We start from the raw sequence: 25,914 nt of genomic DNA, 5'->3' as shown, positions 1-25,914 counted from the left end.
TCCCGGTTACCCTGGACCCATGACCACCGAGACGACCGAGACGCCCGGCGACGAGGAATTCCTGCGGCTCGACCGCCAGATCTGCTTCTCCCTGAACGCCGCGTCGCGCGCGTTCGGCGGCGTCTACCGCACGCTCCTCAAGGATCTGGGCCTGACCTACCCCCAGTACCTGGTCATGCTCGTGCTCTGGGAGGACGGCGAGCTGCCCGTGAAGCGGCTCGGGGAGCGGCTGCGGCTCGACTCGGGCACGCTGTCGCCGCTGCTCAAGCGACTGGAGGCGGCCGGCCTCGTCCAGCGGGAGCGCAGCGCGCGCGACGAGCGCTCGGTGAACGTCCGGCCGACCGGCGCGGGCACCGAGCTGCGGGAGCGCGCGGCGCTGGTGCCGCGCCGGATCGCGGCCGCGACGGGGTTCGACCTGGCGGAGATCGAGGACATGCGCGCCCGCCTGGACCGCCTGACGACGGCGCTGGACGGGGCGGTACTGGACGCATAGCGGGCCACCGGCGCCGGATGCGGCACCGCTCCGGCCCGACACGAAAGCCGCATTATGGTGATTATCACCGGATATGCGGGCATTCGCTCGTACGCTCGCGCAGGTGACGCAGACTCAGCCGCCCACCACCGCAGCGCCCGTCCACGCGACCTGGGTCCGCCCAGGACCCCTCGCACGGGCGGCCCTCCCCCTGACCTGGCTGGCCACCCGCGCCGCGATGCTCGCCCTGCTCGTCACGGACGAGCGCGCCCCGCTCGGCGTCGGAGGCGTCGCGCACGAGGTGCACACCCTGTACGCCCGCTGGTACGCCCCCCTCGCCGCCGGCTCCTTCCCCGCCGGTGACTCGATGTGGCAGTACCCGCCCGGCGCGGGCCCCGTCCTCCTGGCACCCGGCCTGATCCCCGGCCTCACGTACTTCCAGGCCTTCGTCGCACTCACGCTCGCCACGGACGCCCTGGTCACGCTCACCCTCGCCCGGACCGGCGCGCGGCCGAGACGCAGTACGGGCGGCGCCTGGCTGTGGGTGGCCGGGCTGCCGCTCCTGCTCCACATCCCGCTGGCCCGCTACGACATCGAGGTCACCGCGCTCGCCGTGTTCGCGCTGCTGTTCATGGGGCGGTTCCCGCGCACGGGCGGCGTGCTCGCGGCGTGCGGCGCGCTGGTGAAGGTGTGGCCGGCGCTCACTCTGCTCGGCACGCCCCGGGGACGTACCAGCCGGGAGGCGTGGACGGCGGCGCTCACCTCCGGCGTCGCGATCCTGCTGGCCCTCACGGTCGCGTTCCGCTCGCCGTTCTCGTTCCTGCGCCACCAGGGCGAGCGGGGTGTGCAGATCGAGTCGCTGGGCGGCACGGTCCTGTCGTTCGCGCGGCGGGCGGGCTGGTCCGGACACATCCGCTACCAGTTCGGGGCGATGGAGTACGTCGGCCCACACGTGGGCGCGGTGGCCTCGGCCTCCCTGGTACTCACCGCCGTCGCGGCGGTGCTGCTGATGTTCTGGCGGCTGCGGGCGGTGAGCTGGAGCCCCGCGACGCCGTTCGACGCGGCCCTCTGCGCCGTCCTGCTCTTCACCGTCACCAGCCGCGTGATCAGCCCGCAGTACCTGATCTGGCTGCTCGGGCTCGCCGCGGTCTGCCTCACCTCGCGCCACACCACCCAGCGCCTCGTCGCCGCACTCGTCGTGGCAGCGGCCGGCCTGAGCGCGCTCGCGTACCCGGTGCTGTACCGCGACGTCGAGGCCGCCAGCTGGACGGGCTCGCTGCTGATGCTGGCGCGCAACGGCCTGCTCCTCGGAGCTGCCGTCGTCTCGTTCCGTTCCCTCTGGAAGGGATCAGAGGCATAGGAACTTTACTTACCGGACAATTACCGCAAACGCCTAGGATTTCCTTCTGTGGAAGCAGTGCAGCCCCAGCCCCAGCAGCCGTCGCCCCCGCAGTCACAGGTTTCCGTCGTCGTCATCGGCTACAACGACGCCGCACGGGTCCCCGACGCCGTACGCTCCGCCCTCTCCCAGGGCCCCGCGGTCCGCGAGGTGATCGCCGTCGACGACTGTTCGACGGACGGCAGCGGCGAGCTGCTCCGGCACATGGCGGAGGACGAGCCACGTCTGAAGGTGGTGCGCCGCGCCGCGAACAGCGGCGGCTGCGGCACCCCGCGCAACGACGGCATCGACACTGCCTCGGCCCCGTACGTCATGTTCCTGGACAGCGACGACGTGCTGCCGCCCGGCGCCGTCGACGCCCTGCTCGGCGCGGCGCTCGCCCACGGCACCGAGGTCGCCGCCGGCCTGTGCGTGCGCCGCGAACTCCCCTCGGGCCGCGACATCCCGTGGCAGCCGGACCTGTACGCCAAGCCGGCCGTGGTCCCCCACCCGGAGCGCCGCCCCCGCCTCGTCCACGACACCCTCTGCGTCAGCAAGCTCTACCGCACGGGCTTCCTGCGCGAGCACGGGATCCGCTTCCCCGACGGCCGCTTCGTCTACGAGGACTTCGTGTTCACCGCGCGCGTGCTCGCCGCCGGACCGCGCATCGCGCTCGTCCCCGACACGGTCTACATCTGGAACGTGCGCCGCGACGCCGACCGCCTGTCGCTCTCCCTCGACCGGGCCGGACTCGACAACTGGACCGGCCGCATCGAGGCGCACCGCCAGTCCGTCGACATCCTCCTGACCGCCTCGCACAAGCGCCTGGCACGCGCGGCCCGCACCCGTTTCCTCGACCACAGCCTGCGCATGTACGCCCGCGAGCTCGACCTGCGCAGCCCCGAGTACCGCGCCGAGTGGTGGGACCGCACCCGCGCCTACCTCGCCACGTTCGACACGGCCGACATCGACGCGGCGCCTGCCCCCGGCCGCGTCGTCGCCCGCGTCATCCTCGCCTCCGACCACCCGCGCGACCTGCCCCGCCTCAAGGAGGTCGCGGCCCGCCCCGCCCGGCTGCGCCCGCCCTACGCACGCGCCGCGGACGGCACGCCGATCTGGTCCGACGACCTCCCCCAGGTGACCCTGGAGCACCTCCTCGTACGCCCCATGGGCCTCCTCCCCATCGCCATAGAGGCGGAACTGCGGCCACGCGCGCGTGGCTCACGGCTGCGGCTGCGCCTGCACGACCTGTACGGGCGCGTCGCCGAGGCGGGCCCCGCCACCGTCGGCATCGAGGTCATCGACCGCCGGCGCCACCGCCCCGCCAGGCGCCGCACCGTGACCCTCGTACCCGGGCGCGACGCCGGTACCTGGGAGGCCGAGACGTCCCTCGACCTGTCCGCGCTCGCCGCCGGCACCTGGGACCTGCGTCTCCACGTGAACTTCGCGGACGGCACGAGCCGCGACGCGAGCGCCCACGCCGTCACCGGCCCCGGCCTCCTGCGCCGCACCGCCCTGCCGAGCCTGCGCCACGGCGTGCTGCTCGCCCATCCGTACGCGACCCACTCCGGCGCCCTCGCCGTACGCCTCGCACCGGGCGTACGCGGAGCCCTGGCGGTAGCGCGCGGCCGCCTCAACCGACTGGTTCACTAGAGCGCCGACCGCACGCGAACGTTCCGACTCGACCGAGGGGACCCTGTACCGACATGACCTGGCTGATCACCGGCGGTGCCGGATACATCGGGGCGCACGTCGTCCGCGCCATGCAGGAGGCGGGCGAGCGGACCGTGGTCTACGACGATCTGTCCACCGGCGTCGCCGAGCGCGTCCCGGACGGCGTACCCCTCGTAGTCGCCTCGACCCTGGACGCGGACGCCGTGGCGCGCACCATCGCCGGGCACGGCATCACCGGCGTCGTCCACCTCGCCGCGAAGAAGCAGGTCGGCGAGTCGGTGGAGCTGCCGCTGCACTACTACCGCGAGAACGTCGAGGGCCTGCGCGTCCTCCTGGAGGCGGTCACGGCGGGCGGCGTCCCGTCCTTCGTCTTCTCCTCGTCCGCCGCGGTGTACGGCATGCCCGACGTCGACCTCGTCACCGAGGACACCCCGTGCCTGCCGATGAGCCCGTACGGCGAGACGAAGCTCGCCGGCGAGTGGCTGGTCCGCGCGACGGGCCGGGCGCACGGCCTCGCCACGGCCTCCCTGCGCTACTTCAACGTGGCGGGTGCGGCCATCCCCGAACTGGCCGACACCGGCGTCTTCAACCTCGTACCGATGGTCTTCGAGAGGCTCACCGACGGCGAGGCCCCGCGGATCTTCGGCGCGGACTACCCGACACCGGACGGGACCTGCGTACGCGACTACATCCACGTCGTCGACCTCGCCGAGGCCCACGTGGCCGCCGCCCGCCGCCTCTCCGGCGAGGCCCCCGGCACGGACCTCACCCTCAACATCGGCCGCGGCGAAGGCGTCTCGGTCCTGGAGATGGTCGAGCTGATCAACGCGACGACGGGCCACGGCACCGACCCCGTCGTCACCCCGCGCCGCCCCGGCGACCCGGCCCGCGTCGTCGCCTCCGCGGACCGCATCGCGACGGAGCTCGGCTGGACGGCGAAGCGCGACGTACGCGACATGGTCGAGTCGGCGTGGCAGGGCTGGGTCCGGGTGCACGGGACCGCAGTGAGGTGAGTCCCGTTCGGCGCGGGCCCCAATGAAGCCGAAGACCTACCCGGCGCTCAGCGTGGTCACGGGCTGAACCAGCCGTAGAAGCCGGGTGCCGGCTCCCGATCACGGTCGCCCCCCCGACGGGGCTCGACACCTCCGTCGTCCCGTCGAGCGCGGCCACCCGGCGATACGAAGAGCGATCGGTTCAGTCGGTGATGTACCAGTCGGTCTTGAGGTACTCCAGGGTGTAGTTGCCGAGGTCGCTCTCGGAGAAGGTGGCTGACGACCTGACCGCTGCGACCGGCATCTCCATCTTGTCCGGCTTACGCACCACGACGCGCTGCGGGTCGACCGTCGCCGTCCGCAGCGCCTTCTTCTGCGCGGGCGAGATCATCTGGAACACGGTGGCGTACGTCGACTTGCACGGGCCGAGCCCCTGGTCCTGTGCCTTCTTCGCGGCGGGCCCGGCCACTTCGCAGACCGTGTCGATGTCCTCATGACCCAGGGCGTGGAGGTACTGCTCGTACCGCTTGATCGCGCCCGCCTTCGTCCTGGGCGCTGGCTGGTCGCCTGTCGGGGTGGCCGACGGCTCCTCGGTCCGAGCGGAGGCGGACGGCGTGACCGACGGCTCTCCTGCCCGCGTGGACGCGGACGACTGCGAAGGCTTGGCGTCCGCGTCCTCCTTGGAATTCTCCGGACCGCACGCGACGCACGCCATCAGCGCAACGCAGGCCGTCACCGCCATGCTCACCATCGTCCGGGCTCTCATCCGGTCCCCTCCGTTCGCCCGACAGCACATGAAGGGGCACGCAGGATCCGGGGGGAGAGGTTCCCGGTCCGGCCCAGGCGTCATGCCCGGTGCCGCGCTCGTCACCGCCCCGCCGACGCCGACGAGCCGACGGCCGCCGGGGCCCGGTCGAGCCGGGCATTCCAAGGCTCTGGCCGGAGTTCCGTGACTTCGCAGGTCGCTACCCAGCAGCCACAACCGGGCCGGCCGTGACCTGAGGACGGTTGGGGAGCAGCGACGAGAGGTTGTCCCGTACGAAGTCCGCCGCCAGGTCGATCGACCCTTCGGCCCCGGACTGGTCTTCAAAGATGCTGGTGGAGACCATCACTCCGTTCCCGGCGTCCACCCAGTAGTAGGCCACGAAACCGGGGGCTCGGCGGAGGAGAGGCACGAATCCCTCGTCCACTCGGCGTCCTGCCTCGGCAGAGTCAGTCACGCCTTCGTAACGCCGAATCACTGCGTACATAGCTGATCTCCTCATGGATCCCAAGGTCGCCTTGCGCGAAACGACCTACCCCCACCGGGCGTCTCTCGCTCGGGGGACGTCCGGACGTGACCCGGACAGGTGATCCAAACCGGGCATCTGCTGTGGCCAGGGCGCCGCCGCGGCTGATGCCGGCGGAATTGGGAATGTGCGGGCTTTTCGGCGAATGGTGGCCCAGATCTGCCAATCCCCCGGAGCTGCCGAAGTTCAACGACGGCACAGCGACGGGGCGCTCCGAGGGAGCGTTCAGCGGCCGCCCCGTGACCGACATGAAGCAACTCCGCATCCTTGAAATGCGGTATGGCATCATCCGGGCCGAGGCTCTCACCCCTCGGGAGACGTTGGCCTTCATCGAGCAACTGCTGGGAGAAACATGATCCGCAAGGCTTCCGCGCAAGATGCTTCCGGGCTGTCTTGGTTCAAGAGCAGCTACAGCAGCAGTGGCAACGACGGTGACTGCGTCGAGGTCGCCCTCGACTGGCGCAAGAGCAGCTACAGCAGCAACAGCAGCGAGGCCGACTGCATCGAAGTAGCCCCCACCCCCACCACCATCCACATCCGCGACTCCAAGAACCCCGACGGCCCCCGCCTCACCGCCACCCCCACCACTTGGACCGCCTTCATCACCTACGCAGCCCAGCGCTAGCTACAGCTACAGCACCCTCAACCCCGCCGCCGTAGCCGAAGCCAGCTTCCCCAGGTACCCCTTGGGCAACGGCGTCCGTACCACCACCGCGCGCCAGTACAGCGGGCCCGAGATCAGGTCGAGGGCGAGGTCCTCGTCAAGGTCCGCCCTGACCTCCCCGCGTGCGGCGGCGCTGCGGACGATGCCGTTCGCCACCCCGTGCTGCCCCTCGCGCAGTGCCTTCTGCATGGCCTCGGCGATTTCCGGGTTGCGGGCGGCCTCGGCCTGGAGGTCGGGGATGATCTGGCCGGCGACCGGATGCCTCAGGGCCCGGGACGTCACCTCGTACAGGAGGCGCAGGTCTCCCTCCAGGGAGCCCGTGTCCGGGGCCGGCAGGCCCTGTACCGCTATGGCGGAGACCAGGTCCAGGACCAGGTGCAGCTTGGAGCGCCAGCGGCGGTAGACGGCTGTCTTGCCGACGCCCGCGCGGCGCGCGATCCCCTCGATGGACATACGGGCGTAGCCCACGGCGGCGAGCTCTTCGAAGACGGCTGCCCTGATGGCGTCGGTCACATCCTCACGGAGGACTGCTGCCCCTGCGGGGGCCCGGCGACGCGCTGGCGATGGGGGTCCCCCCTGCTCGAGCGAAGCCGAGAGCTCGGGGGAGGAGTCGGCGTTGGTCGTCATGGTGAACAGCTTACGGCGTTACGACGAAACGGTTGCGTTCCGACGTCGCGACGCCCTACGCTCGCGTCACGACGATACGGGCCCGTTCCGACGTCTCCGACCCTTTGAGCGAAAGCAGCGGATGTGAGTCAGGCAGTCGACACACCTCCCCCGCCGGCGGCCACCGCCCCGGTGGAAGATCCCGCGCAGCTGGCCGCGCGGTACGGCCTCTCGGTCAGCGGCGCGCGCCCGACCCTCGCGGAGTACGTGGGCCAGCTCTGGCAGCGGCGCCACTTCATCACCGCGTTCGCGACGGCCAAGCTCACGGCGCAGTACAGCCAGGCGAAGCTCGGCCAGGTGTGGCAGGTGGCGACCCCGCTCCTGAACGCGGCGGTCTACTACTTCATCTTCGGCGTACTGATGGGCACGAAGCACAACGTGCCGGACTACGTGCCGTTCCTGGTCACCGGCGTGTTCGTGTGGACGTTCACACAGAGCTCGATCATGGCGGGCACCCGCGCGATCTCCGGCAACCTCGGTCTCGTACGGGCGCTGCACTTCCCGCGCGCGGCGCTGCCGGTGTCGTTCGCGCTCCAGCAGCTCCAGCAGCTGCTGTTCTCGATGTGCGCGCTGGTGGTGATCCTGCTCTGCTTCGGCGTTCCGCCGGCCCTCTCCTGGTTCCTGGTCCTGCCGGTTCTGCTGCTGCAGTTCGTCTTCAACACCGGCGTGGCCCTCGTCATGGCGAGGATGGGCGCGCGCACGCCGGACATCGCGCAGCTGATGCCGTTCCTGCTGCGTACATGGATGTACACGTCCGGCGTGATGTGGAGCATCGACAAGGTGCTCAAGAACCAGCACCTGCCGCACGTCGTGCACGTACTGCTGTCCGCGAACCCGGCCGCCGTCTACATCGACCTGATGCGCTTCGCCCTGATCGACAGTTTCCACCGCGGTCATCTGCCGCACCACGTGTGGGCGATCGCGGCCGGGTGGGCGCTGGTCGCGGGCGTCGGCGGGTTCATCTACTTCTGGAAGGCAGAGGAGACGTACGGCCGTGGCTGACACCTCCGGGGAGCGGATCCCCACCGTCATCGTCGACAACGTCGACATCGTGTACCGCGTGAACGGCACGGGAGCGGGCCGCGGCACCGCGACCGCCGCGCTCGGCCGCATCATCGGCGGGCGGAAGAAGGCCGAGGCGCGGGCCGGCGTGCGCAAGGTGCACGCGGTGAAGAAGGTGTCGTTCACCGCCTACAAGGGCGAGGCGATCGGCCTGATCGGCACGAACGGGTCGGGCAAGTCGACGCTGCTCAAGGCGGTGGCGGGGCTGCTGCCGACGGAGAACGGCCGGATCTTCACACATGGCCAGCCGTCCCTGCTCGGCGTGAACGCGGCGCTGATGAACGACCTCACGGGCGAGCGCAACGTCCATCTCGGCGGCCTCGCCATGGGCATGAGCCGCGAGGAGGTGCGCGAGCGCTACGACGACATCGTCGGCTTCTCCGGCATCAACGAGAAGGGCGACTTCATCACGCTGCCCATGCGGACCTACTCCTCCGGCATGGCCGCCCGGCTCCGGTTCTCCATCGCCGCCGCCAAGGACCACGACGTGCTGCTGATCGACGAGGCCCTGGCCACCGGCGACCGGTCCTTCCAGAAGCGCTCGGAGTCCCGCATCCGCGAGCTGCGCAAGGAGGCCGGCACGGTCTTCCTCGTCAGTCACAACAACAAGTCGATCCGCGACACCTGCGACCGGGTCCTGTGGCTGGAGCGCGGCGAGCTGCGCATGGACGGTCCGACGGACGAGGTCCTCAAGGCGTACGAGGCGTTCACCAATCCGAACGACGGCAAGGCGGAACCGAAGAAGGCCAAGGTCGCCGTTTCCGCCTGAGGCCGATGCGGGCGGCCCACTCCCTTTATCCCTTTTATCCGATTGGTGACACTATGGTGCGCCAGGAGGAGAAGGGACGGAGACCGTGCAGGAACTCAGCGTCATCGTGTACGGCCGGGACGTGCAGGGGCATCTCGCCGACTGCCTGGACAGCGTGACGGGCCAGTTGCCCGAGGGGGCGGAGCTCGTCGTCGCCGCCGTGGACGATCCGGCGCCGACCACCGACGTGCCGGGCAGCGTCACCGTTCTGGCCCTGCCCGGCGGCACTTCCGACGAGGAGGCCCGCGCGGCCGGCGGCGAGCGGGCCTCGGGCGAGTGGCTGCTGTTCGTGCACGCCAAGGACCGCGTGCCCCCGGGCGCGCTGCGGGCGCTGCGGGACCGGGTCGCGGGTCTCCCGGACGGCGCCGACCGCGTGGACGTCGTACTCACCGACCATGTGCACTCGAACTGGCGCACCTCCGGCGTCCCGGGCCCCGACGCCCGTCTGCTCGCCAGGGCGGGCGGCCGCGATCTGCCTCTCGCGGACTGCCCCGACCTGCTGCGGGTCACCCCGCTGCTCGGGAACCGTGCCCTGCGCGCCGCGTTCTGGCGGGACCACCGCGGCCGACTGGCCGCCACCGACGAGCGGTTCGCGGCCCGCGCCGCCCTCGTCCTCGCCGACCGCGTCACCGCGCTCCCGCACGTGGTCCTCGACGAGCGCAGGCTGCGCCCCACGAGCCTGCCGCCGCTCACCCCGGAGAAGTACTACGCGACCGTCGGCCTGTACGAGGACCTCCAGCGCCTGATGGCCGGCCTCGGCACGCCGACCGGTCCCCGCGCGGTCCTCTACGACGTGATGGCGACCGAGTGCATGCGGATCGTGGCCCGCGCCGGGATGCCGGAGCCGGTGGGCCGCGAGTTCTTCCGCCGGGCCTCGCGCGCGGCCGTCGCGTGGCGGCCGGATGGCTACCGCAGGCCCGCGGGGCTCGAAGGCATCCGGCGCCGTCTGCTCGAAGAGGACGCGTACTCCCGGTACCGCGCCTTCCAGAGCGTCAACCACAAGCGGCGCGCCCTGAAGTCCGCGGCCCGGGAGCGCAAGCGGCGGATCGGCGCGAAGGTCCGCGACCACCGCTACCGGCGTGAGCTGCGCCGGCCCGTGGACCCGGAGCTGGCCGTGTTCTCCGCGTACTGGGACCGCGGGGTCGCCTGCAATCCGGGCGCGATCGCCGCGAAGCTCGCCGAACTCGCGCCGCGCGTCCACCAGGTGTGGGTGGTCCGCGCGGCCGACGCGCCGCTCCTGCCCCCCGGCACCGACCACGTCGTGCCCGGCTCCCGCCGCTACTGGGAGGTCCTGGCCCGCGCCAAGTACCTCGTCAACAACGTCAACTTCGCGAACGCCGTGGTCAAGCGCCCCGAAGCCGTCCACGTCATGACCCACCACGGCACGCCCCTCAAGCGCATGGGCCTCGACCAGATCGAGTACCCGACCGCGTCCAAGGGCCTCAACTTCCGCCAGCTCCTGGCCCGCGTCGACAAGTGGGACTACAGCGTCACGTCGAACAGCCACTCCACGCGGATCTGGGAGCGCGCCTACCCCACGCACTACGTCCCGCTGGAGTACGGCTATCCGCGCAACGACGTCTTCTACAGCGCGACGGCCGCCGACATCCGCGCCGTCCGTGACCGCCTCGGCATCGCGCCGGGCCGGCGGGCCGTCCTGTACGCACCGACGCACCGCGACTACGAGGGCTCCTGGACCCCGCGCCTGGACCTCGCCGCGCTCGCCGACCGACTCGGCGACGACACCGTCCTCCTCGTGCGCGGCCACTACTTCTACGACGGGGCGGGCTCGCCGCTCGCGGACCTGCGCCGCAGCGGGCGGGTCATCGACGTGTCCACGTACGACCCGGTCGAGGACCTCTGCCTCGCCGCGGACGCCCTTGTCACGGACTACTCGTCGATCATGTTCGACTACGCCAATCTGGACCGCCCGATCCTGATCTACGCGGACGACTGGGAGATGTACGCGAAGACCCGCGGGATCTACTTCGACCTGATCGCCGAGGCGCCCGGGCCCGTCGCCCGTACGCAGGACGAGCTGACGGACATCCTCGCCTCGGGCGCGTGGCGCGACGAGGCGTCGGGGAAGGCGCGGGCCGCGTTCCGGCGCCGGTTCTGCGAGTTCGACGACGGTCACGCCGCCGAGCGGGTCGTACGCCGGGTCTTCCTCGGCGAGAGCGAGGCGGCACTGCCCCCGGTGATCCCCGTCGACGAGCGCATCCCCGCGCCCACCCCCGAGGAGGCAGCCCGCCGATGACCACGCCCACGAGGACGATCACGCCCGACGTCACGGTCACCGTCATCGTCTACAACGACGCCGGGCGGCTGCCGCGCGCCGTCGCCTCGGTCCTGGCCCAGACGCACGGCAACATCGAGGTCGTCATCAGCGACGACCACTCGACGGACGCCACCCCCGAGGTGGCGCGCCGCCTCGCCGCGGCGGACCCGCGGGTGCGCTACCTGCGTCTGCCGGAGAACAGCGGCGGGTGCAGCGCGCCCCGCAACCGCGCGCTCGACATCGCCCGCGCCCCGTATCTGATGTTCCTCGACAGCGACGACGAACTCCCCCCGGAATCGGTGGAGCTGCTGCTCGCGGCGCACCGGGAGCGGGAGATCGACTTCGCGATGGGCGCGGTCGAACGGATCCGCGTCGACACGGGCCGCACGTCGACGTGGATGCCGCACCTGGTCGCGGAGCGCCGCACGGTCGACGGGATCGACGCCGAACCCGGCCTGTTCTTCGAGCACTTGTCGACGAGCAAGATGTACAAGCGGGAGTTCCTCGACCGCAACCAGCTGCGCTTCCCCGAGGGCATCCACTACGAGGACCAGCTGTTCTCGGCGCAGGCGTACTGCCTCGCGAAGTCCTTCACCGTCATCCCCGAGCCGGTCTACCGCTGGTACATCGCCCCGTTCGCCGAGGCGGACTCCGCGTCGATCTCCAACCAGCGGCACAAGCTGACCAACGTCCGCGACCGCGTCCACGTGCAGGAACTGATCGACGATTTCCTCGCGGCGGGCGGTCACACGGGGGTGCGCGAGGACAAGGACTACAAGTTCCTCAAGCACGACTTCCGGATGTACGCGGGCGATCTCCCCTACCGGGACGACGCGTGGCTGGCCGGGTTCGCCGAGATCGTGAACCCGTATCTGGCGACGCTGTCCCCGGGCGCGTACGCCCGGCTGCCGCGCCCCGAGCGGGTCGTCCTGCAACTGGTGCGCGACGGCCGCCTCTCCGACGCCCGGCTCGCGGCGCGCGGGCTCAGCCATGTGGTGGCCCCGCGCGAGACGGCCACGGACGCGTCCGGTGCCGTCTACTGGGGGGCAGTGGTCCCGTCGTCGGACGAGGCGCGTGCTGAACTCGACCTGTCCGACCAGGAGTTGTACTCGCGTCCGTTCCCCGGCGCCCAGTTCCGGCACGAGATCACGCGGATCGAGCGCGGCCCCGGCGCCGGCGTCGACCTGTCGGTGCGCACGTACGATCCCGGTCTGCGCCTCGCCGTCGGCCCGCACGTCGCCTCGCTGGTCGTGGCGCCGGGGCGGCGCCGTATGACGACGCGGCTGCGGCTCGACCCGGTGCGGCCCGGCGTCTTCGAGGGCCGGGTGCGGCTCGACCTGGCGGCGGCCCCGCTCCCGGTGCACGGCTTCGACGGCGTGCGGCATCCGTTGCTCCAGCTCCAGGACCACGGCCTGCGCAACACCGCGGTGCTGCTCGCGCCGCTGGTCTTCCCCGCGCTCACCGCGCGTGTCGGGTACCACTCGGGGGCGGCCCCGCACCGGGTGACGCTGGAGCCGGAGGGCAGGGGCGGCGGGCGTCTCCAGATCCGCTGGGAGCCGGCGGGGCTCACGGCCCTGGTGACGCACCCGGTGGCGCGCAGGCTGGCCACTGCTTCGGACGGGCGCGTACGGAACGCCGTACGCCTGGTGAGGAGCGCGCTGCGCTAGGGCCTGTCTTCAGATTCCCGTCGTCCGCCCGCGGGGCAGGCGGGAATCTGAAGACACCCCCTAGCCCGGGTCGCCGACGACCTCGTACAGGGTCTGGCCGCCCGGGCCCGTCGTGACCTTGTGCAGTGCGGGGTCGGTGGCGGCGAGGCCCGCGTCGTCGCGGTGGCTCACGATCCACCGCACCTCGTAGCGGCGCAGGACGTCGAGGCGCGCGGCCCGCTCGGTGCCGGGGGCGAAGTAGGTCCCGACGGCGCTGGTGCGGGCCGCCTCGTCGGGCAGGAAGAAGTCCGGGTAGCCGGGGGCCACGGTGTAGGGCCCGTACGCGGGGATCTGGCGCGCGGGGAAGTCCGTGGCGAGGACCACGTCCCCGTACTTCACCCAGGGAGTCACCCAGTGGTAGCCGCGCCACGGTGGCTTGTAGCGGTCGGCGAGCGGCTTGGGCAGGACGTCTCGCGGGACGACGTAGCCGAGTACGCCCGACTGGGTCCACGCGCCCGCGAGGAGCGCCGCACCGAGCACCGCCGCGAACGCCGTGCGTACCGCCCTGCGCTCTGCCCCGAACACCTCCAGGCCCGCCGCGACCTGCGCCGGGATCACGGCGGCCGGCAGGGCCCGGCCCCACGAGTAGTGCCCGCTCACCCGGCCCGCCGCGAACATCAGCACCCCGAGCGCGAAGAAGACCACGAGCGGATCGCGCCGGTCCCTGCGCCACCGCAGAGCGAGCGCGAACACGCCGGCAAGCAGGAGCCAGTACCGGCCGGGCAGGTTCCGGTACAGGGCCTGGTGGATCTCCTCCAGGCTCTGCGCGTGGAAGAGGCCGAAGAACGAGTAGTACGGCCATGCGGCGAGCACGACCGCGCCGAGGGCGAGCCCGGCCACGAGCCGCGCCCACACCGCGCGTGCCGGCCAGGGCCGCGCCCCGGCCACCATCGCGAGGGCGCCGAACGACGCGACGACGCCCGAGAACTGATGGCTCAGCAGGATCACGGACCACAGCAGTCCGAGGCCGAGGAACCCGGGCATGCCCGAGCCGCGCGCGAGCGCCCCGCGCAGCAGCGCCCAGAGATGGAAGGACAGCCCGAGCGCGAAGGTGCTGGGGTAGGAGAGGGTCAGGGAAAGGGAATTGAGGCCGAGGAAGCCGCTCCAGTTGAACAGGCTCGTGCCCCACAGGAGAAGCAGGCACAGGAGGACGAGCGCGGTGATCGCCGTGCGCCGCGTGCGGCTCGCGGACGCTTCGGTGAACGTGCCGGTGAACCGCCACACGCCGGTCACGAGCAGCGTCAGCGAGATCAGCGCGGCGATGCGCAGGACGGTGAAGGTGCCGAGGCCGGTGACGTCGGCGACGACGCCGAGGAACACCGTCCACGGTGAGTAGTACGGGCTCGGCGTCTTTTCGTCGACCAGCGGGTTGCCCGGGTCGAGGAGATCGTGGCGCAGGCGTTCGACGGTGGCCGCGTGGATGCCGAGGTCGCCCGCCCAGGGCAGCCGGATCGCGACGGCCACGAGCAGAGCGACCACCAGCAGGAGGACCAGCGGGGCCGCGGCCCTGAGGGCCGCGTTACTCGCGGCGCGCATCGTGCTGGAAGACCCATGTCCGGTAGACGAGGAAGCGGAACGCCGAGGCGAGGACGATGGACAGTGCCTTGGCGATGTTCGACGCGAGCGGTCCCGTCATCGAGGCGCCGTGATATCCGGCGTAGAACAGGACGCTCTCCATGAGGACGCCCAGCGCGCTGAAGCCGAAGAATAGCGTGATCTGGCGGCGGGTGCGCGAGGCGCGGTCCCGGTAGGCGAAGAAGCGGAAGCCCAGGTAGTTGGTGCCCATGGCGACACAGCTGGCCAGGACCGTCGCGGTCATCGGGGCCCGGCCGATGCCGTGCAGCAGGAGGTTGAAGACGAGGAAGTTGACGCCGACGCCGCTGCCGCCGACGACGCCGAACTTGGCGACCTCCATGGACAGGCGGCGCACCCGGACCCGGACGGGAGCGGCAACGGGCCCCTCGCGCGCCGCGGTCTGGACCGTCATCGGCGCGCCCTCGCCCGCAGCTTCCACGGCATGGTGACGGATTCGAGCTGCACCATCAGGTTCATCTTGGACTCACCGACCGTGCGGTCCTCGAAGTGGATGGGGACCTCTATGACGCCGAAGCCGCGGCGCACCGCGCGGTACTTCATCTCGACCTGGAAGCTGTAGCCCGCGCTGTCGACGGACGCCAGGTCGATGGCGCGCAGCGCGTCCTCGCGCCACAGGTTGAAGCCGCCGGTGATGTCGCGGACGCGGGTGCCGAGGATGGTGCCCGCGTAGGTGTTGGCCCAGCGGGACAGGAGCCTGCGGTGCACGCCCCACGCCTCGGAGAGCGTGCCGCCCTGGACGTAGCGGCTGCCGATGGTGACTCCGGCGCCGGTGGCGAGGGCGGTGCCGAGGAGCGCGGGCACCTTGTCGGTGGGGTGGCTGCCGTCGGCGTCCATCTGGAGGACGTAGCGCGCGCCGTCGGCGACGGCCCGCGCCATGCCGGCCGCGTAGGCCCGGCCGAGGCCCTCCTTGCCGGCGCGGTGCAGGACGCTCATCCGGTCGTGCCCGTGCCGCTCGGCGTACCGCTCGGCGATGTCGCCGGTGCCGTCGGGGCTGGAGTCGTCGACGACGAGGAGGCGCAGGCCCGGGAGGGGGAGCGCCATGAGGGCGTCGGCCATGCCGGGCAGGTTGCCCGCCTCGTTGTACGTCGGCATGACGACGGTGAGGGGGGTCCGGGCCCAGTCGTCGGGCAGTGGCCTGGCGACGGCCGGTGTGGCCCCGATGTCGGGAGAGTTCGTGTTCACTGTTCGGTCAGCCCTTCTCCGGCGAGCGAGGAGAAGCGGACGGCCCGGTCGGGCAGTACGGCCTCGCACCACACCCGGGTTCCGTTCCGCAGTTCGTTGTGGGCGCCGACGTGGGCGCCGTCACCGATGACGCTGCCGTGCAGGACGGAGCGCCGCCCGATCCGCGCACCCGCGCCGACCAGGCTCTTCCTGACATAGGCACCGGCGCCCACGGTCGCGCCGTCATGCAGCACGGAACCGTGGACGACGGCCCCCGAACCTACCCGGACGCCCGCCCCGACGACGGTGCCCTCGGCGAGCCAGGCGTCGGCGGCGACCTTGGCGCCGGGCAGTACGAGGGACTCGCCGCGCACACCGGGCACGGCGGGTGAGTGGATGACCCCGCGCACGAGGTCGGCGGAGGCCTGCACGAAGGCTTCGGGCCGGCCGAGGTCGAGCCAGTAGGAGTCCTCGACCATTCCGTGCAGATAGGCACCCGCGGCGAGCAGGCCAGGGAACGTCTCGCGCTCGACGGAGACGGCCCGCCCGGCGGGGATGTGGTCGATGACGGACCTGCGGAACACGTAGGAGCCCGCGTTGATCTGGTCCGTGACGATCTCCTCGGGCGTCTGCGGCTTCTCGGTGAAGGCGAGCACGCAGCCGTCGGCGTCGGTCGGTACGAGCCCGAAGGCGCGGGGGTCGTCGACCCGGGCGAGGTGGAGGGTGACGTCGGCTTCGCGCTCGCGGTGCCGGTTGACGAGGGCGCGCGCGTCGAGGCCGGTGAGGATGTCGCCGTTGCAGACGAGGACGGGTTCCTCGGGAGCGGAGACCAGGCGGCGTGCCGCGTGCCGGATCGCGCCGCCGGTCCCCAGCGCCTCGTACTCGACGGAGTACTCGAGGTGGACCCCGAACGCCGATCCGTCGCCGAAGTACGGCTCGAAGACCTCGGCGAGATAGCAGGTGGCGAGGACGATGTGGCGCACGCCCGCGCCGGCGAGCCGGGCGATCTGATGGGCCAGGAAGGGGACTCCGGCCGCGCGCACCATGGGCTTGGGGGTGTTGACCGTGAGCGGCCGCAGCCGGGTGCCCAGCCCGCCGACCAGCAGAATCGCTTCCGTCATGGACCCTTCCCGACCTCTCCGCCGCGCGCCGCCGATCTGACAATCGGGTCCACTTTAGACGTAATGCCCGAGTTGATGGCTTATGACGAACCTCATGGGACCGACGCGCCCCCAGGAGCAACCGATTGGGCGCGCGGTCCATCAGGCCAGAACCGGTCAAGAGGCCGGCCGGAGAAGGGGAAGAAAACGGAAAGAGTCCGGAAAGTGAAACGGGGGCGCCCCGCACCGGAGTTCCGGTGCGGGGCGCCCCCGCCGCTTCGAGCGGACCCTACGAGTGCGTGCGCAGCAGCGTCCTCATCGTGCGCATCGCGACCGACAGGTTCGCCAGGTCGAAGGCGTCCGAGCTCTGGATCTCCTCCAGGGTCGTCCGCGCGCGGGCCAGGATCGGCGCGTTCTTCTCCTGCCACGCGTCGAAGCGCTGCTCCGGAGTCGACACGCCGTTCCCGGCGGCCAGCACATCGGCCGTGAGGGCCGCGTGCGCCGCGTACAGGTCCTCACGGATCGAGGCGCGGGCCATCGACTGCCAGCGGTCGGTCCGCGGCAGCTCGATGATCCGGTCCATCAGCTGCGCGATGGACAGCCGGTCCGCGAGGTCGTAGTACACCTCGGCGACGGCCAGGGGGTCCTTGCCGGTGCGGTCGGCGATCGCCACGATGTCGAGCGTCGGGAAGGCCGAGGAGAACCCGGCGACCCGCTGGGCCAGCTCCTCCGGCACACCCGCTGCGGTCAGCTCGTCCAGGATCGACTGGTACCACTCGGCGTCCGCGCCGCGCAGCATCTTCGGCATGGCCGACCACACCTGGGCGACGCCCTCGCGGAAGAAGTCGATGGTCTCGGCGAGCTGGAGCGGCTGCGGCCGGTTGTTGAGCAGCCAGCGCGTGCCGCGCTCGACCAGGCGGCGCGAGTGCAGCCTGATCCGGGTCTGGACGTCCGCGGCGACGACATTGTCGAGCGACTCGACCGAGTCCCAGACCTCGCCGAGGCCGAAGATCTCGCGCGCGGCGAGCTGCGCCCGCACGATCTCCTCCAGGGACGCGCCGGTCTCCTCGCGCATCCGGTGCAGGAACGTCGAACCGCCGGAGTTCACCGTGTCGTTGACCAGCACCGTGGTGACGATCTCGCGGCGCAGCGCGTGCCCGTCGACCGCCTCGGTGAACCGCTCGCGCAGCGCCTGCGGGAAGTAGGCGTGCAGGAGCCTGCGCAGGTACGGGTCGTCCGGCAGCGACGTCTGGATCAGCTCGTGCGCGGCCGTGATCTTCGTGTACGCGAGGAGGACGGCCAGCTCGGGCTGGCTCAGGCCGCGCCGGGTGTTCAGCAGCTCCTTGACCTGCCGGTCCGTCGGCAGGAACTCCAGGGCCCGGTCGAGGCTCCCTTCACGGACCAGGCGGCGCATGAAGCGCTGGTGGGCGTGGAGCAGGTCGGGCGCCTGGGCGACCGCGTTGGCCAGGGCCGTGTTCTGCGCGTAGTTGTTGCGCAGGACCAGGGCGCCGACCTCGTCGGTCATCTCGGCGAGCAGCTTGTTGCGCTGCTTGACGGTCATGTCGCCGTCGGTGACGAGCGTGTTGAGCAGGATCTTGATGTTCACCTCGTGGTCGGAGGTGTCCACGCCCGCGCTGTTGTCGATGGCGTCGGTGTTGACCTTGCCGCCGCTGCGCGCGAACTCGATACGGCCCAGCTGGGTCGCGCCGAGGTTGCCGCCCTCGCCGATCACCTTGGCCCGCACGTCCTGGCCGTCCACGCGGATCGCGTCGTTGGCCTTGTCGCCGACGTCCGCGTTCGACTCGGCGGACGACTTCACGTACGTGCCGATGCCGCCGTTCCACAGCAGGTCGACCCGCGCGTGCAGGATCGCCTTCATCAGGTCGGCCGGCGTCATCTTCGCGGCGCCCGACTCGATGCCGAGTGCCTCGCGGATGTGCGCGTTGAGCTGGATCGCCTTGGCGGAGCGCGGGAAGATCCCGCCGCCCGCGGAGATCAGTTCCTTGTTGTAGTCGGCCCACGAGGAGCGCGGCAGGTCGAACAGGCGGCGGCGCTCGGCGTACGAGGTGGCCGCGTCGGGCCGCGGGTCGATGAAGATGTGCCGGTGGTCGAACGCGGCGACCAGGCGGATGTGCTCGGAGAGCAGCATGCCGTTGCCGAACACGTCACCGGACATGTCGCCGACGCCGACGACCGTGAAGTCCTCGGTCTGCGTGTCGGTGCCCAGCTCCCGGAAGTGCCGCTTCACGGACTCCCAGGCGCCACGGGCGGTGATGCCCATGCCCTTGTGGTCGTAGCCCGCCGAGCCGCCGGAGGCGAAGGCGTCACCGAGCCAGAAGTTGTACGACTCGGCGACCGCGTTGGCGATGTCGGAGAACGTCGCCGTGCCCTTGTCGGCCGCGACCACGAGGTACGTGTCGTCCCCGTCGTGGCGCACGACGTCCGCCGGGGGCACGACCTGGCCGGCCACCAGGTTGTCGGTGATGTCGAGCAGCGCCGAGATGAAGGTCTTGTACGACGCGACACCCTCGGCCAGCCACGCGTCACGGTCGACGCTCGGGTCCGGCAGGTTCTTCGCGACGAAGCCGCCCTTGGCGCCGACCGGCACGATGACGGTGTTCTTCACCATCTGCGCCTTGACCAGCCCGAGGACCTCGGTACGGAAGTCCTCACGCCGGTCGGACCAGCGCAGACCACCGCGCGCGACCTTGCCGAAGCGCAGGTGCACGCCCTCGACCCGCGGCGAGTACACCCAGATCTCGTAGGCCGGGCGCGGCGCGGGCAGGTCGGGGATGGCCTGCGGGTCGAACTTCATCGAGACGTACTCGTGCGGCGTGCCGTCGTCGCGCTTCTGGAAGAAGTTCGTCCGCAGCGTCGCCTTGATGACGGTCAGGAAGGACCGCAGGATCCGGTCCTCGTCCAGGCTCGCGACCTGGTCGAGCGCACCGTCGAGCTCCTCCAGGAGCCCGTCGATCAGCTCGGTCCCGGCCCGCTGGCGCTCCGGCGACATGCGCGCCTCGAAGAGGCTCACCAGGAGGCGGGTGGTGTGGACGTTGTTACGGAGGGTGTCCTCCATGTAGTCCTGGCTGAACGTCGCACCGGCCTGGCGCAGGTACTTGGCGTACGCGCGCAGCACCATCGCCTGCCGCCAGTTCAGACCGGCGCTCAGGACGAGGGAGTTGAAGCCGTCGTTCTCGGCGGCGCCGGTCCAGGTCGCCGTGAAGGCCTCCTGGAAGCGCTCGCGGCCGTCGTCACCGAGGAAGTCGCCGTTGCCGCTGAGCGACTTCGGCAGGCGAAGGCCGAAGTCGTAGATCCACGCCGTGGTCCGGTCCGAGCAGCGCAGCTCGTAGGGGCGCTCGTCGATGACCTCGACGCCGAGCCGGTTGAGGGCCGGCAGGACGGACGACAGGGAGACCGGCGCGCCGGTGCGGTAGATCTTGAAGCGGCGCTCGCCGGGGGCCGCGCCCACGGGCTCGTACAGCGAGAGCGCGAAGTCCTTCTCGCCGCGCTTGAGCGCTTCGAGGTGGACCAGGTCGGCGACCGCCGCGCGCGGCGAGTGGTCGGCCTTGTAGCCCTCGGGGAAGGCGCCGGAGTAGCGGCGGCCCAGCTCGGCCGCGCGCTCCTCGCCGCACTCCGCGTTGAGCGCCTCGCCGAAGCCGTCGGCCCACGAGCGGGCGGCGTCGACGAGCCGCGCCTCGATGCGCTCGGTGTCGGCCTCGGTCAGCACGGGCAGCTCGGTGCCCGGCTCGACGCGGATGACGAAGTGCAGCCGGGACAGGATCGACTCGGTGTTCCAGGCCGTGAAGTCGACGCTGGTGCCGTTGAGCTCTTCCTTGAGGATGTCGATGATCCGCAGGCGGACACCGGTGGTGTAGCGGTCGCGCGGCAGGTAGACGAGGGCCGAGTAGTAGCGGCCGTACTCGTCCTGGCGCAGGTAGAGCCGCAGCCGGCGGCGCTCCTGGAGGTAGAGGACGCTGGTGACGATGGCGCGCAGCTCGTCGGCCGAGGTCTGGAACAGCTCGTCGCGCGGGTACGTCTCCAGGATCTGGAGCAGGTCGCGGCCGTCGTGGCTGTTGGGCGAGAATCCGGCGCCCCGCAGCACTTCCTGCACCTTGCGGCGCACGACCGGGACGCGCCGGACGGACTCCGTGTACGCGGCGCTCGAGAAGAGGCCGAGGAAGCGGCGCTCGCCGATGACGTTGCCCTCGGCGTCGAACTTCTTCACGCCGACGTAGTCCAGGTACGACGGGCGGTGCACGGTGGCGCGGCTGTTGGCCTTGGTCAGCACGAGGATCTTGTGCTCGCGGGCCTTGGCGCGCGCGTCGGCGGGCAGCCGGCTGAAGGACGGGCTCACCGGGTGGTGGTCGTCGCCGCCGTGCTGCGGGTCGGAGCGCAGGATGCCGAGGCCGGTGCCGGGCACGGCGGACAGCGAGTCGTCCTCGCGCAGCTCGTACTCGCGGTAGCCGAGGAAGGTGAAGTGGTCGGTGGACAGCCAGCGCAGCAGCTCGCGGGCCTCCTCGACGTCCTGGGCGCGCAGGTCGTCGGCGGTGGGCTCGCTGGGCAGGTCGTCGGCGATACGCAGCGCCGAGTCCCGCATCTTCTCCCAGTCCTCGACGGCCTCACGGACGTCGGACAGGACACGCAGGAGGTCGGAGGTGATCTGCTTCAGGTCGGCGCGGTCCGTCTCCCGGTCGATCTCCACGTGGATCCACGACTCGGTGAGCGTGTCGTGGCCGTCGGTGGCGCTGCCCGCGGGCAGGACCTCCAGGAGCTTGCCGGTCAGGTCGCGGCGCACGGTGACCTGCGGGTGGATCACGACGTGGATGCCGCGGCCCTGGCGGGACAGCTCGTTGGTGACCGAGTCGACCAGGAACGGCATGTCGTCGGTGACGACCTCGACGACGGAGTGGCTGCAGGTCCAGCCGTTCTCCTCGACCGTCGGCGTGTGGACCTTGACGTTCGCGGTGCCCTGCGGGCGGACCTCCGCGAGCCGGTAGTGGGAGACGGCTGCACCGAAGGCGTCGACCGGGTCGCGGTCGGCCAGGTCCTCGGGGGCGGTGTGCAGGTAGTAGCGCTGGAGGAACGCGAGCACGGACTCCTGGTCCGGAGCCCCCTCGCCATTCGTCCCGGCCGGGAGATGGCCCCCAGCCGGGCTGTTCTCAGCTACCCGGGCAGCCCGTGCGAGCAGCTCGGCCTTGGCTTCGTCCAGCTTGGTCTGCATTGTCCTCTGGCTCCTGTCGCGCGCCGTTGCGTGACGTTGAAGAAAGTGATGCGGCACAACGCCACGACGCGGGGTCTCCGGTCGATGTCGACGGTATGCCGGGATGAGAGATGAGCGGGCGGTTATCCGCCATTTTTGGCGTATTTCCTGCCCGGAGTCGCGACGGCATCCATGTTCCGTCCCGAAGGGAATGGTCAGCGGAGCGCCGGGCACGGATGTAGATCTCCGTGTGCTCCCGGCGCGGGCAGGGGGCGACGATGCCCCCGCGAGATATCGCGCTGATCACGGGTCAAGGCTATCGCCCCTCCCCCGGGAGTCGTCATGAGCCGTATGTGTACAAATACAGCGGTCGAACTTTGACACTCTGCACAGGGACAGCAACGCGGATGGATGCGTCGGGGGGTTGCCTTACGGTCCGGCCGGGTCCACGTTGAGGAGGAGACACCCCGGCCCGAAGGCTCCGAGGGGAGCGCACAGCCATGGCACCCAAGATCCTCCTGGTGACCGGCGACGCCGCCGAGTCACTGGAAGTCCTGTACCCCTACCAGCGCCTGCGCGAGGAGGGCTACGACGTCCACATCGCCGCCCCGGAGCGCAAGAAGCTGCAGTTCGTCGTCCACGACTTCGAACCGGGGTTCGACACGTACACGGAGAAGCCCGGCTACACCTGGCCCGCCGATCTCGCGTTCGCCGAGGTCGAGCCCGAACAGTACGTCGCTGTCGTGATCCCGGGCGGCCGCGCCCCCGAGTATCTGCGCAACGACCCGGAGCTGCGCAAGATCCTGAAGTCTTTTTTCGACGCGGACAAGCCCGTGGCCCAGATCTGCCACGGTCCGCTGCTGACGGCGGCGGTCGACGGTCTGCGCGGGCGCCGCGTCACGGCGTATCCGGCGCTTGAGCCCGACATGCAGGCCGCGGGCGCGGCTTTCCGAGACGCAGAAGTGGTCGTCGACGGGACGCTGGTGTCGTCGCGCGCCTGGCCGGACCACTCGGGGTGGATGCGGGAGTTCCTCACGGTGCTGCGGGCCAAGGCGCCGGTGACCTGAGGGTCCGAGGGGCCTCACGGGACGGTGGGTGGCTGCCCCGCCGACGAGGGCAGCCACCACGCATGGCGCTCCTGGACGACACGACGGAGCCCCGTTGCCACGACAGCCGAGGGAGTTGGCCGGATTGCTGCCCGGCGCTCCGCCGCGCCGGACCACCCGGGGAACGGCACACCCCCGGCCTGACGTGCGCGGGAACGCCCGGGCATCGGTATCGGCGCGGAGCCGTATACGCATGTCGGCGTACGCAGCCGGCAGCGGAGCGTGAGCGCATTCGCTCACTCCGCCAGGCGTTCCGCCACCCCGACGGCCTCGGCGAGAGTGTCCACGACCGGCGCCCCCACGCCTTCGAGACTGGCCCTGCTGTGCGATCCGCCGGTGTAGAGCACGGCCCGCGCGCCCGCGTGCAGCGCCGCCACCGCGTCGTCGGCAGCGTCCCCGATCACCACCGTGCGCTCCGGCGCAACCCCCGCGCCGACCAGCGCTCCGAGGTGGCGGACCATGTGCTCGGCCTTGCTGCCGCCGGAGGGGCCGGTGCGCCCGTCGACCCGCAGGAAGTGCGACTCGATCCCGAACTCCCGTACCAGCGGGACGAGTTCGTCATGCCCGTACATGCTGAGGATCGACTGGCTGCGGCCCGCCGAGCTCCAGCCGGCGAGGAGCAGCTCCGCCCCGTCGGCGAGCCCGCAGGCCGTGCGGTGGAACGTGTAGTGCCGCTGGAAGGCGGTGTCCATGCGCTCCCACTCGGCCTCGGTGGGCAGCCGCCCCATCAGCCGCTGGTAGAAGCGGGGGATCGGCACGCAGTACAGCTCTCTGTACCGCTCCAGGGTGATCGGCTCGAGTCCGACCTCCTCGAAGGCGGCGTTCGTCGCGCTGATGACGGCGTCGTTGTCGTGGAACAGCGTCCCGTTCCAGTCCCAGACGATGTGTGCTCCGGCTGCGTGCTTCCCCATGCCAAGAACGTACCCGCCGGGACCGACAATCGTACGTTCGCGCAGGTCAGCCGCTCAGGCCGAGCAGGTTCGGGATCTCCTGCGTGGCGAACCAGAGGAGCTCGTGGTCCTCGGCGCCGTCGACGACGAACTGCGCGTCGTCGTCGCCCTGGTCCGCCGCCCCGAGCGCCGCGGCCGCCGCGGTCACGTCCTTCTCGGCGTCGGCCGAGTCCACGTGCACCGCCGCCGCCTTGGCCAGGGGGGCCGCGTTCGCGATCCGCACCTCGCCGAGCGCTCCCGGGTCGAGCCCGCGGTCCGGGTCGGCCACGGCGGCGCCGTCCGGCACGTCGAGGGCGACCACGACCCGCTTGCGGGGCGCGTCCGGCTCCCCGGCGATCAGCCGCAGCGACGCCGCCGCCGCGCGGCTGAGGGCCGCGTACTCCAGCTCCTCGATGTCGTCGGAGACGTACCACTCGCGCAGCGCGGGCGTCACGGCGTACGCGGTGAGCGGTCCGGGCCCCAGTTCGCCCGCCTTGTGCGCCTCGGCGAGACGGGGCAGGGACAGGGGGACGTACACGCGCATGGCTGGCCACTTTCGTCGGCGAGAGGGGCTTCAGGATACGTGCGGGGGTCCCCCTTCGGGGTGCCGGTCGCCCCCTGTGCGCACGTCCACACCGGGCCCCTGCATGACCCTCCCGAGGCCCGTCCGCGCACGCCTCGTCCGCCGTCCGGTCACCCGGATAGGTGATCCTCGCGACCACCCTCTCCGGGCCCCCGCGGCCTTGTGGGCGGAGCCGCAGAACACGTACAAGATCCCCAAGCGAAGTTACCGATCGGTATCCACCGGTCGGACGCCGAACGGGGACCCAGACATGCACGAGCCCACCGCCCATGAGCCGCCGCTGCGCAAGGTGATGGACCAGCCGCGCCGCCGCCCCAGGACGACCCGGCCCCCGGGCGGCCGACCGCCCGGCAGGCAGGACGCGAGGCGCCCCGGCGCGCGGCCCGTACGCGTCCCGCCCCAGCTGCCGCCGCACCCCGCCGAGCTCTTCACCGAGCGCCTCCTGCTGATGCTCAGCGGCCAGCGCCCCGTCCACTGGGCCTCCCGCCACTTCGCCGGATCCCTCTACGACGCCCTGATCCGGCTCGCCGAGAACCAGCCCTTCAACGACCGGGGACGCCGGCCCGTCGTCCGCGGCATCGGCCACTACGAGCCCGAACCCGGCGTCTACGAAGTCTTCGCCCGGATCAGCGCGGGCCCCCGGCTGCACGCCCTCGCCTTCCGCCTGCACCGGGGCGACGACCACCGCTGGCTCTGCACGGCCGTCGAAATGAGCGGACGCCCGCCCCGCGACAGCGAGGCGTGATCCCCGCCGCTGTCAGCGCGTCGACCTCGTCCAGCGCGGCCACCGGCAGCGAGGGGTGGTCGACGCCCTCGTACGACGTGTACGTCACCCGGGTCCCGGCCCGCTCCAGTGCCGCCGCGGTCTCCTTTGAGGTGACGTCCGGCACCGTCGTATCCGCGGCGCCCTGCACGATCAGCACCAGCTCGCCGTAGCGGATGACGAACGGCTCGGCATGGCGGGCCGGCAGCGCGGCGAGTTTTGAGGTGACAGCCGGCACCGTCGTATCCGCGGCGCCCTGCACGATCAGCACCAGCTCGCGGTAGCGGGTGACAAACGGCTCGGCGTGGCGGGCCGGCAGCGCGGCGAGTTCGGGCGCTCCGTTGCGCGGCGTCCCGTACACGAAGTCGGCGTAGCCCCTCGCCGGCCTTGAACACCTCGGCGAGGCAACCGCCGTCGCGGGCCACCCCGAGGACCTTCATGCCCTGGGGCGTGAGGTAGTCGGCCGGCTTCACGTCCGGCTCGGCCG

The 25,914-nt window shown here is 71.4% G+C and carries 22 protein-coding genes and 1 pseudogene; 12 read left to right on the top strand and 11 right to left on the bottom strand.

Going from position 1 to position 25,914, the window contains the following annotated elements; all coding sequences use genetic code 11:
* Positions 1-19: 19 nt before the first annotated feature.
* The 4 genes from OG698_RS28010 to galE all read left to right on the top strand — a co-directional run bounded on the left by OG698_RS28010 (position 20) and on the right by galE (position 4,537).
* Positions 20-493, top strand: a complete 474-nt coding sequence (locus tag OG698_RS28010) for a MarR family winged helix-turn-helix transcriptional regulator (protein ID WP_406106201.1) — start codon at positions 20-22, stop codon at positions 491-493.
* 103 nt (positions 494-596) lie between these two features.
* The gene (locus OG698_RS28005) at positions 597-1,832 is read left to right on the top strand and encodes a glycosyltransferase 87 family protein (RefSeq protein ID WP_406106199.1); all 1,236 of its coding nucleotides are present in this window, start codon (positions 597-599) and stop codon (positions 1,830-1,832) included.
* Between the two features lie 48 nt (positions 1,833-1,880).
* The gene (locus OG698_RS28000; RefSeq protein ID WP_406106197.1) at positions 1,881-3,503 is read left to right on the top strand and encodes a glycosyltransferase family 2 protein; all 1,623 of its coding nucleotides are present in this window, start codon (positions 1,881-1,883) and stop codon (positions 3,501-3,503) included.
* A gap of 53 nt (positions 3,504-3,556) precedes the next feature.
* Positions 3,557-4,537 carry a UDP-glucose 4-epimerase GalE gene (gene galE, locus OG698_RS27995; protein ID WP_406106195.1) on the top strand — a complete coding sequence of 327 codons (981 nt, stop codon included), beginning with the start codon at positions 3,557-3,559 and terminating at the stop codon, positions 4,535-4,537.
* A 181-nt stretch (positions 4,538-4,718) separates the two neighbouring features.
* Here the strand turns inward: galE and OG698_RS27990 are convergent, their stop codons facing one another.
* Positions 4,719-5,282 (bottom strand): hypothetical protein, encoded by a 564-nt coding sequence (locus OG698_RS27990; RefSeq protein ID WP_406106194.1) that lies wholly within the window; start codon positions 5,280-5,282, stop codon positions 4,719-4,721.
* A 199-nt stretch (positions 5,283-5,481) separates the two neighbouring features.
* Positions 5,482-5,691 (bottom strand): hypothetical protein, encoded by a 210-nt coding sequence (locus OG698_RS27985; protein WP_406106192.1) that lies wholly within the window; start codon positions 5,689-5,691, stop codon positions 5,482-5,484.
* Positions 5,692-5,978: 287 nt separating this feature from the next.
* Here OG698_RS27985 and OG698_RS27980 point away from each other — a divergent pair.
* Both OG698_RS27980 and OG698_RS27975 read left to right on the top strand, forming a co-directional pair.
* A pseudogene (locus OG698_RS27980) lies at positions 5,979-6,161 on the top strand (transcriptional regulator); the annotation flags it as partial.
* On the top strand, positions 6,158-6,430 hold the full coding sequence (locus tag OG698_RS27975) for a DUF397 domain-containing protein (RefSeq protein WP_406106191.1): 273 nt from the start codon (positions 6,158-6,160) through the stop codon (positions 6,428-6,430). The pseudogene OG698_RS27980 and the gene OG698_RS27975, both read left to right, overlap by 4 nt.
* 6 nt (positions 6,431-6,436) lie before the next feature.
* Here OG698_RS27975 and OG698_RS27970 read toward each other — a convergent pair whose 3' ends face one another.
* Positions 6,437-7,096 carry a TetR/AcrR family transcriptional regulator gene (locus OG698_RS27970; protein WP_406106189.1) on the bottom strand — a complete coding sequence of 220 codons (660 nt, stop codon included), beginning with the start codon at positions 7,094-7,096 and terminating at the stop codon, positions 6,437-6,439.
* 123 nt (positions 7,097-7,219) lie between these two features.
* Here OG698_RS27970 and OG698_RS27965 point away from each other — a divergent pair, with 123 nt between their 5' ends.
* From OG698_RS27965 to OG698_RS27950, 4 genes are all read left to right on the top strand, one after another.
* Positions 7,220-8,137, top strand: coding sequence for an ABC transporter permease (locus tag OG698_RS27965; protein WP_406106187.1), 918 nt, complete (start codon positions 7,220-7,222; stop codon positions 8,135-8,137).
* A complete protein-coding gene (locus tag OG698_RS27960) occupies positions 8,130-8,966 on the top strand; it encodes an ABC transporter ATP-binding protein (RefSeq protein WP_329573112.1) in 837 nt (278 codons plus the stop codon). The genes OG698_RS27965 and OG698_RS27960 overlap by 8 nt, the downstream gene beginning before the upstream one ends.
* Positions 8,967-9,051: 85 nt before the next feature.
* Positions 9,052-11,262, top strand: coding sequence for a CDP-glycerol glycerophosphotransferase family protein (locus tag OG698_RS27955; RefSeq protein WP_406106185.1), 2,211 nt, complete (start codon positions 9,052-9,054; stop codon positions 11,260-11,262).
* Positions 11,259-12,950: a glycosyltransferase family 2 protein gene (locus tag OG698_RS27950; protein WP_406106183.1), complete on the top strand. Its 1,692-nt coding sequence runs from the start codon at positions 11,259-11,261 to the stop codon at positions 12,948-12,950. Before OG698_RS27955 ends, OG698_RS27950 begins: the two co-directional genes overlap by 4 nt.
* Before the next feature lie 60 nt (positions 12,951-13,010).
* Here OG698_RS27950 and OG698_RS27945 read toward each other — a convergent pair whose 3' ends face one another.
* From OG698_RS27945 to OG698_RS27925, 5 genes are all read right to left on the bottom strand, one after another.
* The gene (locus OG698_RS27945; RefSeq protein ID WP_406106181.1) at positions 13,011-14,525 is read right to left on the bottom strand and encodes a hypothetical protein; all 1,515 of its coding nucleotides are present in this window, start codon (positions 14,523-14,525) and stop codon (positions 13,011-13,013) included.
* Positions 14,509-14,976 (bottom strand): GtrA family protein, encoded by a 468-nt coding sequence (locus tag OG698_RS27940; RefSeq protein ID WP_406106180.1) that lies wholly within the window; start codon positions 14,974-14,976, stop codon positions 14,509-14,511. Before OG698_RS27940 ends, OG698_RS27945 begins: the two co-directional genes overlap by 17 nt.
* Positions 14,973-15,677 (bottom strand): polyprenol monophosphomannose synthase, encoded by a 705-nt coding sequence (locus OG698_RS27935; protein WP_329581915.1) that lies wholly within the window; start codon positions 15,675-15,677, stop codon positions 14,973-14,975. Before OG698_RS27935 ends, OG698_RS27940 begins: the two co-directional genes overlap by 4 nt.
* An 86-nt stretch (positions 15,678-15,763) precedes the next feature.
* Positions 15,764-16,867, bottom strand: a complete 1,104-nt coding sequence (locus OG698_RS27930) for a sugar phosphate nucleotidyltransferase (protein ID WP_406106179.1) — start codon at positions 16,865-16,867, stop codon at positions 15,764-15,766.
* Positions 16,868-17,135: 268 nt separating this feature from the next.
* Entirely contained in the window at positions 17,136-22,067 is a 4,932-nt protein-coding gene (locus OG698_RS27925; RefSeq protein ID WP_406106178.1) for an NAD-glutamate dehydrogenase, read from the bottom strand.
* Positions 22,068-22,546: 479 nt separating this feature from the next.
* Between OG698_RS27925 and OG698_RS27920 the strand changes: the two genes are divergently transcribed.
* On the top strand, positions 22,547-23,113 hold the full coding sequence (locus tag OG698_RS27920) for a DJ-1/PfpI family protein (RefSeq protein WP_100598907.1): 567 nt from the start codon (positions 22,547-22,549) through the stop codon (positions 23,111-23,113).
* 275 nt (positions 23,114-23,388) lie between these two features.
* On the opposite strand, the gene OG698_RS27915 is transcribed toward OG698_RS27920, so the two are convergent.
* Together OG698_RS27915 and OG698_RS27910 are read right to left on the bottom strand one after the other, a co-directional pair.
* The gene (locus OG698_RS27915; RefSeq protein WP_406106176.1) at positions 23,389-24,063 is read right to left on the bottom strand and encodes an HAD family hydrolase; all 675 of its coding nucleotides are present in this window, start codon (positions 24,061-24,063) and stop codon (positions 23,389-23,391) included.
* A 46-nt stretch (positions 24,064-24,109) separates the two neighbouring features.
* Entirely contained in the window at positions 24,110-24,625 is a 516-nt protein-coding gene (locus tag OG698_RS27910; protein ID WP_399984058.1) for a DUF6912 family protein, read from the bottom strand.
* A gap of 289 nt (positions 24,626-24,914) precedes the next feature.
* On the opposite strand from OG698_RS27910, the gene OG698_RS27905 reads away from it, so the two are divergent.
* Positions 24,915-25,409: an Rv3235 family protein gene (locus OG698_RS27905; protein WP_399984055.1), complete on the top strand. Its 495-nt coding sequence runs from the start codon at positions 24,915-24,917 to the stop codon at positions 25,407-25,409.
* Here OG698_RS27905 and OG698_RS27900 read toward each other — a convergent pair.
* Entirely contained in the window at positions 25,291-25,788 is a 498-nt protein-coding gene (locus tag OG698_RS27900; RefSeq protein ID WP_406106174.1) for an alpha/beta hydrolase family protein, read from the bottom strand. The genes OG698_RS27905 and OG698_RS27900 overlap by 119 nt on opposite strands.
* Positions 25,789-25,914 lie beyond the last annotated feature (126 nt).

The sequence above is a fragment of the Streptomyces sp. NBC_01003 genome, from assembly GCF_045162695.1.
Classification (GTDB): Bacteria; Actinomycetota; Actinomycetes; order Streptomycetales; family Streptomycetaceae; genus Streptomyces.
Note: the sequence above shows the minus strand (reverse complement) of the source record. Positions and strands in the feature narration are given on the sequence as shown.